This is a genomic window from Erythrobacter sp. GH1-10 (genome assembly GCF_045363165.1).
GTDB lineage: Bacteria > Pseudomonadota > Alphaproteobacteria > Sphingomonadales > Sphingomonadaceae > Erythrobacter.
In genome coordinates, this window is the sequence record NZ_JBJFLP010000001.1 from 2030036 (window position 1) to 2042631 (window position 12596).

Below are 12596 nucleotides of genomic sequence, written 5' to 3' on the forward strand. Positions count from 1 at the left end.
TCCTTTTCGCGCCGCTTCCTATTGCGCGCGCCCTTCGAGGTCCAGTATCGAGCCGCAAATGAGCCACACTGCATCCATCCTGTTCGTCTGCCTCGGCAATATCTGCCGCTCCCCGCTTGCCGAAGCCGCGTTTCGCGCGGCGGCGGACGAGGCGGGGCTGCCGGTCCATGTCGATAGCGTCGGGACAGCAGGCTACCACGTCGGCGAACCGCCCGATCCGCGCAGCATCCGTACCGCCGCAGCGCGAGGGATCGACATCCGGCACTATCGCGGGCGACAACTGGCGGTGAGCGATTATCGCGAATTCACGCACATCTTCGCGATGGATCACGAGAACCTGCGCAATATCGAGGCCCGCGCGCCCGAGGGCGCGACCGCCGAAATCGCGCTGCTGCTCGACCTGCTGCCGCATCGCGAAGGAGACGCGGTCGGCGATCCCTATTACGGCGGCGATGACGGATTCGAGCGGACCTGGGCCGAGGTCAGCGAAGCGGCCCAGGCGCTGGTCGAGCGGCTGAGCGGGCAAGGGTGACCCTCGACACCGCCGCGATTGCCGAGGCACTGGGTTCTCCCATCACCGAAACGCACCCGCTTGCTGGCGGCGACATATCCGGAGCGAGCAGGCTCGTGCTCGACGATGGGCGGCAGGTCGTGGCCAAGGCCGGATCCCTGGTCGATGTGGAAGCGCGCATGCTTGAAGCTATCGCCCAAACGGGTGCGCCCTGCCCAGCTGTCCTGGCGCAGAATGACGACTGGTTCGCGATGGAATGGATCGCGCCCGATCTAAGAGGCGATCGCTGGGCAGCCCTCGCCGATACACTGGAACGCCTGCATCGCCCAACAGAAGAGCACTATGGCTGGGACGAGGACTATGCATTCGGCCCCGTCCCCATCGTCAACAGCCGCACGAATGACTGGGCGCAATTCTGGGCAGACAACCGCCTGCTGTGCCATGTGCCGCATGTCGATCCGGCGCTGGGCAAAAGGCTAGAGCACCTCGCTGTCCGGGCACCGGACATACTTCCTCCCGATCCTCCCCCTGCGCTCCTGCACGGCGACCTCTGGGGCGGAAACGTGATCTGGTCCGCCGACAAGGCGTGGCTCATCGACCCGGCCAGCTATCATGGCCACCGCGAAATCGATTGGGCGATGCTCACCCTGTTCGACCATCCGCCCGAAAGCTTTTTCGCGAGGCTCGAACCCGAAACCGGTTGGCGAGAACGGCAACCGCTGTACCGACTCTGGCCGTATCTCGTGCATCTCCGACTGTTCGGCGACGGCTACCGCGCTGCGGTCGAACGGGAGCTTTCAACCATCGGTTTCTGAGCGCGCGGTTTCGCCGCGGAATAGCGACGCTGGAAATAGACCAGCATCACCACCCCAAGCAGCACTGGACCGGCGACAAGCAGCGGATCGGGAATGTCATAGAAGCCCGCAGTCTCGAATTCGACGAGCGGCGCTCGCAGGACGATCACGAAAGCCCAGACCATTCGCGCCAGATGTCGTCGCACGCGCAGTTTCGATCGCTGTGAAGGCCGTGCGTAGAAGTTCACGTCTCCTGCGAGGAGGATCAACGGCACCAGAACGACGATACCAGGTCCGATCAGCGGGACGGTTCCATTGAGTACGTTCGGCAGAGCGAGAGCGAGAAAGAGCGCGAGCGCCGCAATCTCCAGTGCCGTCAGCGCGTATTCGGCAGCCCTCACCTTCGAGGTCGCGGGCTTCAGCGCGAGCCATGCCGTGATCACCGCATAGGACGATGTTACGGCATTGAGCGCCAGCGGCGGGACCATCTCCACCGCCAGCATGACTATCGCTGTAACTGCGACAATCAGCACGGTGACGATGCAAACCTGCCCTGCGCGGATGTGCAGCGGACTGCCCTTACGCGCATAAAAGGCGATAAGAGCAGCCACGAACCAGATAGTCCCGACGATCATATGTCCTTGGTATTCGATCAGCGAATAGGGCGCCGGATCGAAGAAATCGATCGGATCGGGCGCAAACAGCCTTGCATTCATCTCGCAAGTCCCCCCTGGCGATGCAGGCCATTGATAACATGGATTTCCTGACAGTCCCAGAGCGGCAGGGTCGCCTTACCCCCCTCGCAGCAACTGCACGCCCCAGTCGCGCTCGAAGAGGTAGAGCAGGATCCGCGCTGCTTCTCCGCGTTCGCTGGTCAGGCCGCCGTCACGCTCCATCAGCAGCCGCGCATCGGCATGGGCGGCGGGAAGCATTTTTTGCACCTGTTCAAGATTGGCGATGGAAAACGCCGCTTCGCCCGATTGCCGCGTCCCGAGCAGTTCGCCGCCGCCGCGCAACTCGAGGTCCTCCTCGGCGATCCGGAACCCGTCCTGCGTCTCGCGCATCAGCGCGAGGCGTTTCTTGCCGGTCTCGGAGAGTTCGTTTCCGCGTAGCAGCACGCACACCGATTTTTCCGACCCGCGCCCGACGCGGCCGCGCAACTGGTGCAATTGCGCGAGACCGAAGCGTTCGGCTTGTTCGATCACCATCAGAGTGGCGGCGGGCACATCCACGCCCACCTCGATCACCGTGGTCGCGACGAGCAGCTTTGCATCGCCGCCGGCGAAGCGCTCCATGTTGGCATCCTTGACCTCGGGCGCGAGCTGGCCGTGGACCATCACCACGTCGTCGCCGAACCGCTCCTTGAGCGAGGCGTAGCGCGCCTCGGCAGCGGCGATGTCGTCGGTCTCGCTATCGCGCACCATCGGGCAGACCCAATAGGCCTGCTGCCCGCTAGCGAGGTGGCGCTCGACCCCGGCGACCATCTCGTCGATCCGGTCCTGCGAAATGACCCTCGTGTCGATCGCCTGCCTGCCCGGCGGCAGCTCGTCGAGGCGGCTCACATCCATCTCGCCATACTGCGCCAGCGTGAGGCTGCGCGGGATCGGCGTCGCGGTCATCGCCAGCGTATGCGGCGCGCGCTTGCCCTTGGCCGCCAGCGCGAGCCGCTGCTGCACCCCGAAACGGTGCTGCTCGTCGATTACGACCAGCGCGAGGTCCTTGTAGTTCACCGTGTCCTGGAAGATCGAATGCGTGCCGACGAGGATATCGATCGAACCGTCGAGCAGGCCCATAAGGATGCCTTCGCGCTCCCTGCCCTTGGCGCGGCCCGTCAGGATCGCAACCTCGGCCCCGGTTGGCGCAGCCATTGTGCGCAAGGTCTCGAAATGCTGGCGAGCAAGAATTTCGGTGGGCGCGAGCAGCGCGGCCTGCTTGCCCGCCTCGACCGCGATCAGCATCGCCGCAAGCGCGACCACGGTCTTGCCCGCCCCGACATCGCCCTGCAGCAACCGCAGCATTGGCGCTTCCTGCTGCATGTCGCCTTCGATCTCTGCAATCGAGCGCTTCTGCGCGCCAGTCATCTCGAACGGCAGTTGCAGTTTGTCGCGCAAGTGCCCGTCGCCCTTCAGCGCCTGCCCCTTGCGGCGGCGGCTGTCGGCTTTGACCAGCAGCAGCGCGAGGCTGTTTGCGAGCAACTCGTCGTAAGCGAGCCGGTCGCGTGCTGTCTCGTGCGTGCCCTTGTGCGCGAGGTGAAGCGCATCGCGCCAAGTCGGCCAGCCCTCCCGCTCGAACTGACCCGGTTCGATCCATTCGGGCAATTCGGGCAGCTTTTCGAGAGCCTGCGCCACCAATCCGGCAACGCGCGGCTGGGTCAGCCCTTCGGACAGGCGATAGACCGGCTCGTTGAGCCGCGCGAGATTGGCCGCGCTTTCCTTCTCGACGTGATCCGGATGGACGATCTGGAGCATGTCGCCGTAGCGGTCGAGCCTCCCCGCCACCCAGCGCTTCTCGCCCACCGGAAGCTGCTTTTTCGCAGTATAAGACGCGCGCCCGAAATAGGTCAGCGCGCAAATATTGCCTATCTCGTCCTGCGCCAGCACGCGGTAGGGCCCGCGCGGCGAGCGGCTGCTCCGGTGCTCGGTCGGGGTCAGCGCGACGATTATCTGCTCGCCCTCCCCGCCCTCATCGAGATTCGTGATCGCGCGCCGAGTCACGAAACGTTCGGGCAAGTGATAGGCGAGATCCTTCACCCGCGTCAGACCGAGCTTTTCCAGCGGCTTCATCAGCTTCGGTCCGACGCCTTCGAACGCGTCGGTCTCGACAAACAGCGGATTGAGGATGTCTGGACGCATCGGAATTCGCTACCATCCATTCTTCGTCATTGCGAGGAGCCGAAGGCGACGCGGCAATCCATCATCCACCGTTGCGACCGGATGCGAAGTCACACGATGGATTGCTTCGCTTTGCTCGCAAAGACGAGTTGATAGAAAAGCGCGAAACCCCTACCTCGCCCGGCATGACGGATATGCCCACATTCGAACAGCGCCTCGCCCGCGCCCGCTTCCGCGCATGGCATCGCGGAACGCGCGAGGCCGATTACATGATCGGCGGTTTCTTCGATCGCTATTCCGCCGGATGGGGCTCGTCCGAGATGGACTGGTTCGAAGACCTGCTCGCCGAAGACGACGTCGACGTGATGGCATGGGCCCTGAAGACCCAGCCGGTCCCCGAGCGTTTCCAGGGCGCGCTGATCGAGAAGATGCAGGCGCTCGACTACGTCGATATCCCGCGCTAAGCGGCGCATCCTTCGGCACCCGGGGAACCCACGCGCTCCCCGTCCTTTGACTGAGCACAGATGCCCGACCTGAACCGCATCCTCGCGGCGGAAACCCCGTTCACCCTTTCGTCGCTGCCGCGCGGCGCGATCCCGCTTGTCATGGGCGACCTCGCACGGGCAGCGAAACAGCGCGCGGTGTTCATCGCGCCCGACGATGCCGCGATGAAGGCTGTCACCGAGGCCGCTCGGTTCTTCGCGCCCGAAGTCGAAGTGCTCGAATTTCCGGCGTGGGACTGCCTGCCCTACGACCGCGCCTCGCCTGCACTCTCGGTCAGCGCGGCGCGTTTGTCGGCGCTGTTCAAGCTGCAGCATCCCGCCAGCGGCTCGCAGCTCCTCGTGACCACCGCAAACGCGGTGCTCCAGCGGGTGCTCACGCCGTTCCGGATCCGCGAGAGCGTGCGCGAATTCAAGCCGGGCACCACGATCGGGCATGACAGCTTCGCCGCGCTGCTCACCCGGCAGGGCTACACCCGCACCGACACCGTGGTCGACCACGGCGAGTTCGCTGTGCGAGGGTCGATCGTCGACATCTTTCCCTCCTCGCTCGACGAGGGACTGCGGCTCGATTTCTTCGGCGACGAGCTGGAAAGCCTGCGGCTGTTCGATCCCAGCACGCAGCGATCGACAGGTACGCTCAAATCGCACCTGCTGTTGCCCGCCTCGGAAGCGCTGATCGACGATGCAAGCATCAAGCGCTTCCGTTCGCGCTATCGCGAGATGTTCGGAGCCGCGGCGACGCAGGACCCGCTTTACGAGGCCGTCAGCGACGGTCGACGGCTCGCCGGGATGGAGCACTGGCTGCCCTTGTTCGAGGATCGGCTGGCAACCCTGTTCGACCATCTCGCCGACGAAGATCTCGTCGTGATCGACCAGGCGGCGATCGGCGCAGCTGATGAGCGCTTCAAGGACATCGCCGATTATCGCGAACAACGCGCCAAGGTCGCCTCCGACAAGACCGGCAGCTACCGCCCGCTCGAGACGCAGGCACTATACCTCGGCAAGGACGAATTTGGCGACGCACTCGATGCCGCCCCCGCCCACCGCGCCAGCGTCTTCGCTGCGCCGGAGAGCGACGTCAACATCGATTTCGGCTTCAAGGCCGCGCGCGATTTCACCCCTGAACGCGGTCGCGGCGACAATGTCTATGAGGCCGCAGCCAAGCACTTCAGCGCCATCGCCAAATCGGGCCGCAAGCCGCTGTTCGCCGCCTACTCAACCGGCAGCCGCTCGCGCATCGCCTCGATCCTGTCCGAAGCTGGGTGCGAGACAACCAAGGCCGACAGCTGGCAGGAGGCGCTCGGCCTCGCCGCCAAGGGCAAGACCGCGACGATGGTCCTGCCGCTCGAAACCGGCTTCGCGAACGACGAGCTGGAAATCCTGACCGAGCAGGACGTGCTCGGCGATCGGCTGGTTCGGCGCAAGAAGAAGCGCAAGGATTCCGACGCCTTCCTCGCCGAATTGCAGGCACTCTCGCGCGGCGATCTCGTCGTCCACGTCGAACACGGCATCGGCAAGTATCTGGGTCTCGAACCGATCGCGGTCGGCAAGAGCCAGCACGATTGCGTCGCGCTCGAATATGCGGGCGGCGACAAGCTCTTCATCCCGGTCGAGAACATCGACGTGCTCAGCCGCTACGGCTCGAGCGAACAGGGTGTGCCGCTCGACCGGCTCGGCGGCGAGGCATGGCAGAAACGCAGGGCGCGGCTGAAGGAACGCATCACTGCCATCGCTGGCGAATTGATGAAGGTCGCCGCCGAGCGCGCGCTCAAGAAGGCGCCGGTGCTCGAGGCCGAAGAGGCGAGCTACAACCAGTTCGTCGATCGCTTCCCATGGGAGGAAACCGACGACCAGGACGCGGCCATCGCCGATGTCTTGCGCGATCTCGAAAGCGGCAAGCCGATGGACCGGCTCGTGTGCGGCGATGTCGGCTTCGGCAAGACCGAAGTCGCGCTGCGCGCCGCCTTCGTCGCGGCGATGAGCGGGCAGCAGGTCGCCGTGGTCGCCCCCACCACCCTGCTTGCGCGCCAGCATTTCGAGAATTTTTCCGAACGCTTTGCCGGTTTCCCGCTCAAGATCGGGCGCCTCTCGCGGCTCGTATCCTCCAAGGAAATGAGCGAAACGCGCGAAGGGCTCGCCAGCGGGCAGATCGATATCGTGATCGGCACCCACGCGATCCTCTCCAAGTCGACGAGTTTTGCCAATCTCGGCCTTGTGATCGTCGACGAGGAGCAGCGCTTCGGAGTCACCCACAAGGAGAAGCTAAAGCAACTTCGCGCCGACGTCCACATGCTTACGCTCACCGCCACGCCGATCCCGCGCACGCTGCAGATGGCGATGACCGGCCTGCGCGAGCTTTCGACCATCCAGACACCCCCGGTCGACCGGCTTGCGGTGCGCACCTACGTGATGGAATGGGACGACATGGTGATGCGCGAAGCCTTGCTGCGCGAGCACCATCGCGGCGGGCAGAGCTTCATCGTCGTGCCGCGCATTTCCGACATGGCCGAGGTCGAGGAATGGCTGCACGAGAACGTGCCCGAAGTGAAGGCGATCACCGCCCACGGCCAGATGGGCGCGGGCGAGATCGAAGAGCGCATGAGCGCGTTCTACGACAAGAAATACGAAGTGCTGCTATCGACCACGATCGTCGAATCCGGCCTCGATCTGCCCAGCGCCAACACGATCATCATCCACCGCGCCGACCGTTTCGGCCTCGCCCAATTGTACCAGCTGCGCGGGCGCGTCGGTCGGGCGAAGCTGCGCGCCTATGCCTATCTCACCTACGAGAAGGACGTGCAGCTTTCCGAAGTTGCGGAGAAGCGCCTTAAAGTGCTCGGCGATCTCGACAGCCTCGGCGCGGGCTTCCAGCTGGCCTCGCATGACCTCGACATTCGCGGTGCGGGCAACCTGCTTGGCGACGAGCAATCGGGCCATATCCGCGAGGTCGGGTTCGAGCTTTACCAGTCGATGCTCGAAGACGCGATCCTCGCCGCCAAGGCGGGCGAAATGGGGCTGGAGAAAGCACCCGACACGATCTCGCCGCAAATCACCGTTGATGCGCCGATCATGATCCCCGAGGATTACGTGCCCGACCTCGCAGTGCGCATGGCGCTCTACCGCCGCCTCAACCAGGCGCAGGACAAGGCCGAGATCGAAAGCCTCGCTGCCGAAATGATCGACCGTTTCGGCGATCTGCCGCAACCGACCAAGAACCTGATCCGCCTGATCGAAATCAAGCACCAGGCGATCGAGGCGAACATCGCCAAGATCGACGTCGGCGCTCGCGGATCGCTCGTAACCTTCCACAAGGACGATTTCCCCGACGGGCCGGGCCTCGTCGCCTATGTCGACCGGCTGCAGGGCACGGCCAAGCTGCGCCCGGACATGAAGCTGGTGATCAACCGCGCATGGGGCGATCCGGAAAGCCGATTGAACGGCCTTTTCCAGCTGACCAAGGGGTTGAGCGGGATTGTGCGCAAGGCGAGGAAGAAAGCGAAGCAGGCGGCATAGCGGCCGCTTCGCTGCTTAGCTGCTTCAAAGGGCGAATGCGGGCGTAATGCAAACGGCCCGATGCGGGCCCGCGGCATCGATCCGATGGTGTGCCCTCGATATACACCGTGCCCAAGTCACAGACATCACGCAAAGCTCGTTCGTTGCCGGTCCCTCGAAAAGTAGGCGCGCAGCATTTTCTGGGTGGGGCGCTCAAAGCCGTAGAACGACGCCGCTGCCAGAATTGTCCCGATACCCAGCACAATTGGGAAACCAAGTTCGGTCGGAAAGGCTCCTCTGCTCGCCAACCCAGTGGCGCCATCGATGACAAAGGCATGGAGAAGATAGAGCGAGTATGAGATCGTCCCGAACCAACGGAGGATGGGGTGCTTGAAAAACCCAAATGGCCCCAAAGAAAATACTGCGCAGGCAAATAATAGCATCGGATATCCCACAGTGATGGGATCAAGGTAATTCACCATGGTCGGAAATCCGAAATCCCGGCGTAATTGCGGAGGTGCGACCACAGCCAGCAAGAGGACCAACCAAGCGAATACGGAAAGGAGCGCAGAGAACCTGGAATTCTCGATAGAGCGCTTCAACGGTTCGTAGTAATACCCGATCAAACTTCCAAACAGAAAAACGTGGAGCCAGGAGAACAGGATCGGCCCATAGTCAATTCCATTCACGTACAGAATGATCAGGCTGGACAATTGAAGAGTCGCCAGCAAGACAAGCGACTTCAAGAAATTCCGGGATGCTGAGGCGAACCACAGAGCGACGAAGACCACGTAAAAGTGGACTTCGACAGGGATAGTCCAGAGGACTGATGAGCCTTTGAGCAGCAACATATTTCCTGCGATGTCCTTCCAGGAAAAGACCTTCAGCAAGGAATAATCGAGAGTTATGAAGCACAGCGCTACGAACGAAGCTACGATGAAGTATAACGGCAGCACTCGCGTGGCGCGGTTGATGGCATACTCTCGAAGGTTCGCGCGATTCAGTGTCTTTCCCGAGTAGAGATAGGCCATCAGGAACCCGCTCAATCCGAAGAAGAGCATGACGCCCATCTGACCAAGGCCCGCACCAAGAAACTTCGGCAAGAACCCAAATGCGGCGCAGTGCGAGACGACAACCACCAAGGCCGCAAATCCGCGCAGTCCGTCCAGTGCGAACAAGTGATCAGATTTCACTGCCGTCCCCCCGAGACATCCAGCACGACCGGGGCTGCCTGAGCAAGCGGCGCGCTGGCGGCTGGCAGAATGTGACAGAAACCGGTCGAACACAAGGCGGCGGTGCGAGCATCTGGATTCCTCCGCATCGAACGAACTCCGATGTCCGCTCCCGAACCAGACTTCGACAATCGCGGATGTTGCCGTCCCGCGACAGCCGATCCCTCGCTCAACCGTGGCCCCGCCCGCGCGCGGTTCTCGCCAGCGCCAGCACGTCCTCGCTTTTCATCGGCTGCGCGCGCAGGAAGCCCTGCCAGTACTGGCAGCCTTCGGAGATGATCGCCGCGCGCTGGACGTCGCTTTCTATTCCCTCGGCATAGATGTCGAGTTCGAGCGCCTTGGCGAGCGCGATGATCGCCCGCAGTACAGCGAGTGCCTTGGCATCGCCCGGCACACCTTCGACCATCACCTTGTCGAGCTTGATCGCATCGAGAGGCAGTTCGCGCAGGTAGCGGAAATTGCAGAACCCCGCGCCGAAATCGTCGAGCGCGGTGCGAAAACCAAGCTTGCGGAGCGCGCCGAGGGCCTCGCTCGCCTGCTTCAGGTTCCTTAGCAGCATATCCTCGGTAATCTCGAGCATCAGGCGTGCGGGTGCGATTTCGCTGGTCTCGATCAGCTCGGCGAAATCGGCGGCAAAGCGCGGGTCGCCCATTTCCTCCGGCGTGATATTGAGCGACAGGGTGAGATGCTCGGGCCAGCCTGCCGCGTCCCGCAGCGCACAGGCAACGACATGGCGTGAGAGCGGCGCGACCAGCGCGGCGCGTTCGGCAATCGCGAACAGGTCGCGCGCGCCGATCTCTCCCAGGGTGGGATGGCGCCAGCGCGCCAGCGCCTCCGCCCCGACGACCGCCCCCGATTCCCCAGAGAATTGCGGCTGGAACAGGACCTCGATCTCGCCCCGGTCGAGCGCACGCAGGAGATCACTCTCCAGCGCCGACGGCTTCACCCCGGGAAACGCGCCGCGCGACGGTTCCCGCAGGGAATGTGGCAATTTCGACCGGTTGCTATCCATCGGCTCTCCCTAGCCGCACATATCGCCGAAAGGTTACTTCAATTGCAATCCGCCCGAATTTGGAACATCAGGGCAAGTCACTAGGAACGCTGCGGCTGTAAGGGGCCCGAAGGACAATGACCGCGCCGACCAATCCATACAGTCGCATCGCCCTGCTCGCCTCCGATACCGAGCGCGCGCAGGAAGCGTATGACGCGCTCTATCCGCAGCAGGAATGGGCGCCGCTGGACGAGGCCGATTGCGCGGTGGTCCTAGGCGGGGACGGATTCATGCTGCAGACGCTCCACGCGATGATCGATGCCGGGCGGATCATTCCCGCATACGGGATGAATCTCGGCACGGTCGGGTTCCTGATGAACAAGTACGACAAGCGTGCCTCCATCGCCAAGCGGCTGGCCAGAGCGCACCGCAAGGCGATTGCGCCGCTGCGCATGCATGCTGTCACCCAGAGCGGTGAAGAGACAACCGTTTGCGCGATCAACGAGGTTTCGCTGCTGCGCGAAACCCGCCAGACCGCGTGGATCGAGGTGACCGTCGGCGACCGTGTGCGGATCGCCAAGCTGATTTGCGACGGGGTGCTCGTCTCCACTCCGGCCGGATCGACGGCCTACAACCTCTCGGCCAACGGCCCGATCCTGCCGCTCGACAGCGAAGTGCTCGCGCTGACCCCGATCAGCCCGTTCCGCCCGCGCCGCTGGAAGGGTGCGATCCTGCCCGACCGGATGCGGATCGTGCTGCGCGTGCTCGACCCCGACAAGCGCCCGGTTGCCGCGGTCGCCGACCAGAAGGAACTGCGCGACATCGCCGAGGTGACGCTCGAAATCGCGCACGATACCGAGCTCGAATTGTTGTTCGATCCGGGCCAGTCGCTCGAGGAGCGGATCGTCGCCGAACAGTTCGTGGTGGATTGAGGCGCCCTTTTTTGCGCAGGTCATCCGGCGTGCGATTTCCTCGCTCACACGGCCAGACGGACGCGTCGCTGCGCGCGGCCGGTCGGCCTGGCGGCGGCTCAAGCCGGCGATTGCGAATTCTCTCCAAAACCCCCTTGCAAAGCCCTGCGAGCGCCCATATACGCGCCCCCTGCCTTCGGGCTGCTCCCCGATAGCTCAGCGGTAGAGTAGGTGACTGTTAATCACTTGGTCGTTGGTTCGAATCCAACTCGGGGAGCCATTTCAACCTTTTGTTAACTTTTGGCGCGGCTCCGATCCCGATTTGGGACTGGGGATATCGGTCGCTGTCGTTAACGCGCGTCGCTCGCCACATTCGGAGCTCTCTTTCAGAAAGGAGCCCGTTATGTCGAAATATTCGTTTCACGGAAGCGGTCCCGACCAGTGGAGCAGCCCGCGCCCGTACCGCGATCCTTCGCTGCGCCGCTATCACTATGGCAAGATCCAGCCGATGGAAGACGATCGTCCGGGGCTTCTGGCGAGGCTGCTGCGGGCGGGGTAATCCTCGCCGCACCTAACCCCACGCGAGCAACCGCACACCCACAACCAGCACCAGCGCGGCGGTAAGCCACCGGATCCAACGTTTCGGAAGCACCTTCACCGCCATCAGGCTGCCGATCTGGCCGCCGATCGCGACCGCGATCAGCAGCGGCAGAGCCGCGCCCACTGCACCGCCGAACGCGCCCGGTCCTTGCTTGAGCAATTGACCGACGAGTCCGAACATCGAATTGACGAGGATGAAAATGCTCGCGGTCGCGGCGATCGCGCGCGCGTCCTTCCAGCGGGCCAGGTGCAGCAGCGGGGCGAGGAAAATGCCGCCACCGATACCGACCAATCCCGCGAGATATCCGAGTGGTGCGGCGGCGACCGGCATGAAACGCGCAAACCTGGTCGGCTGACCGTCTCCCTGCCCGTCGACCGGGATCAGCATGGTCGCCGCAGTCAGGACGAGACTCGCGCCGAGCAATGCCATGAAACTCGCCTCGCCGATCGGTGTGAGCCCGCCCAGCAGCGCCGCCGGAGCTGCGAGCGCGGTCATCACGACGGCGCCGCGCCACGGCGTCACTCCGGCGCGTGCGAACCGAACGGTGCCCCCGGCAACGACCACGATGTTGCAGGCCAGCGCCACCATCGGCAGCAGCCGGTAATCGAGCCCCGATATCGCCAGCAGCGCGGCGTAGGTCGACCCGCCGCCGAAGCCGACGCTGGCATAGAGCAGCGCGGTGACGAGGAACGCGAGCGCCAACAGCGCCGGGACCGCTCCGATCATTGCC

General features: G+C 63.7%; 11 protein-coding genes and 1 tRNA gene. 7 read left to right on the forward strand and 5 right to left on the reverse strand.

Going from position 1 to position 12596, the window contains the following annotated elements:
* Positions 1-58: 58 nt before the first annotated feature.
* Positions 59-532, forward strand: coding sequence for a low molecular weight protein-tyrosine-phosphatase (locus ACI5KX_RS10095; protein ID WP_406810532.1), 474 nt, complete (start codon positions 59-61; stop codon positions 530-532).
* The gene (locus ACI5KX_RS10100; RefSeq protein ID WP_406810533.1) at positions 529-1326 is read left to right on the forward strand and encodes a fructosamine kinase family protein; all 798 of its coding nucleotides are present in this window, start codon (positions 529-531) and stop codon (positions 1324-1326) included. The genes ACI5KX_RS10095 and ACI5KX_RS10100 overlap by 4 nt, the downstream gene beginning before the upstream one ends.
* Here the strand turns inward: ACI5KX_RS10100 and ACI5KX_RS10105 are convergent.
* The gene (locus ACI5KX_RS10105) at positions 1281-2021 is read right to left on the reverse strand and encodes a hypothetical protein (RefSeq protein ID WP_406810534.1); all 741 of its coding nucleotides are present in this window, start codon (positions 2019-2021) and stop codon (positions 1281-1283) included. The two genes, ACI5KX_RS10100 and ACI5KX_RS10105, sit on opposite strands and share 46 nt — an antisense overlap.
* 75 nt (positions 2022-2096) lie before the next feature.
* Positions 2097-4157 (reverse strand): ATP-dependent DNA helicase RecG, encoded by a 2061-nt coding sequence (gene recG / locus ACI5KX_RS10110; RefSeq protein ID WP_406810535.1) that lies wholly within the window; start codon positions 4155-4157, stop codon positions 2097-2099.
* Between the two features lie 164 nt (positions 4158-4321).
* Between recG and ACI5KX_RS10115 the strand changes: the two genes are divergently transcribed.
* Both ACI5KX_RS10115 and mfd read left to right on the forward strand, forming a co-directional pair.
* On the forward strand, positions 4322-4600 hold the full coding sequence (locus ACI5KX_RS10115) for a succinate dehydrogenase assembly factor 2 (RefSeq protein ID WP_406810536.1): 279 nt from the start codon (positions 4322-4324) through the stop codon (positions 4598-4600).
* A gap of 60 nt (positions 4601-4660) precedes the next feature.
* Positions 4661-8152 (forward strand): transcription-repair coupling factor, encoded by a 3492-nt coding sequence (mfd, locus tag ACI5KX_RS10120; protein ID WP_406810537.1) that lies wholly within the window; start codon positions 4661-4663, stop codon positions 8150-8152.
* Between the two features lie 125 nt (positions 8153-8277).
* Here the strand turns inward: mfd and ACI5KX_RS10125 are convergent, their stop codons facing one another.
* Complete coding sequence (locus ACI5KX_RS10125; RefSeq protein ID WP_406810538.1) at positions 8278-9324, reverse strand: acyltransferase family protein; 1047 nt, start codon at positions 9322-9324, stop codon at positions 8278-8280.
* 208 nt (positions 9325-9532) lie between these two features.
* Positions 9533-10375: an EAL domain-containing protein gene (locus ACI5KX_RS10130; protein ID WP_406810539.1), complete on the reverse strand. Its 843-nt coding sequence runs from the start codon at positions 10373-10375 to the stop codon at positions 9533-9535.
* A gap of 116 nt (positions 10376-10491) precedes the next feature.
* Between ACI5KX_RS10130 and ACI5KX_RS10135 the strand changes: the two genes are divergently transcribed.
* The 3 genes from ACI5KX_RS10135 (at position 10492) to ACI5KX_RS10145 (ending at position 11824) form a co-directional block, all read left to right on the forward strand.
* On the forward strand, positions 10492-11286 hold the full coding sequence (locus ACI5KX_RS10135; RefSeq protein ID WP_406810540.1) for an NAD kinase: 795 nt from the start codon (positions 10492-10494) through the stop codon (positions 11284-11286).
* Positions 11287-11470: 184 nt separating this feature from the next.
* A tRNA-Asn gene (locus tag ACI5KX_RS10140) sits at positions 11471-11545 on the forward strand.
* Between the two features lie 123 nt (positions 11546-11668).
* A complete protein-coding gene (locus ACI5KX_RS10145; protein ID WP_406810541.1) occupies positions 11669-11824 on the forward strand; it encodes a hypothetical protein in 156 nt (51 codons plus the stop codon).
* A gap of 12 nt (positions 11825-11836) precedes the next feature.
* Here the strand turns inward: ACI5KX_RS10145 and ACI5KX_RS10150 are convergent, their stop codons facing one another.
* On the reverse strand, positions 11837-12592 hold the full coding sequence (locus ACI5KX_RS10150; protein ID WP_406810542.1) for a sulfite exporter TauE/SafE family protein: 756 nt from the start codon (positions 12590-12592) through the stop codon (positions 11837-11839).
* Positions 12593-12596: the final 4 nt, after the last annotated feature.

Bases quoted from the DNA above. Each gene is read 5' to 3' on its own strand.
- ACI5KX_RS10095 (WP_406810532.1), top strand. From the start codon at position 59: ATGAGCCACACTGCATCCATCCTGTTCGTCTGCCTCGGCAATATCTGC.
- ACI5KX_RS10105 (WP_406810534.1), bottom strand. From the start codon at position 2,021: ATGAATGCAAGGCTGTTTGCGCCCGATCCGATCGATTTCTTCGATCCG.
- recG (WP_406810535.1), bottom strand. From the start codon at position 4,157: ATGCGTCCAGACATCCTCAATCCGCTGTTTGTCGAGACCGACGCGTTC.
- ACI5KX_RS10115 (WP_406810536.1), top strand. From the start codon at position 4,322: ATGACGGATATGCCCACATTCGAACAGCGCCTCGCCCGCGCCCGCTTC.
- mfd (WP_406810537.1), top strand. From the start codon at position 4,661: ATGCCCGACCTGAACCGCATCCTCGCGGCGGAAACCCCGTTCACCCTT.
- ACI5KX_RS10130 (WP_406810539.1), bottom strand. From the start codon at position 10,375: ATGGATAGCAACCGGTCGAAATTGCCACATTCCCTGCGGGAACCGTCG.
- ACI5KX_RS10135 (WP_406810540.1), top strand. From the start codon at position 10,492: ATGACCGCGCCGACCAATCCATACAGTCGCATCGCCCTGCTCGCCTCC.
- ACI5KX_RS10145 (WP_406810541.1), top strand. From the start codon at position 11,669: ATGTCGAAATATTCGTTTCACGGAAGCGGTCCCGACCAGTGGAGCAGC.
- ACI5KX_RS10150 (WP_406810542.1), bottom strand. From the start codon at position 12,592: ATGATCGGAGCGGTCCCGGCGCTGTTGGCGCTCGCGTTCCTCGTCACC.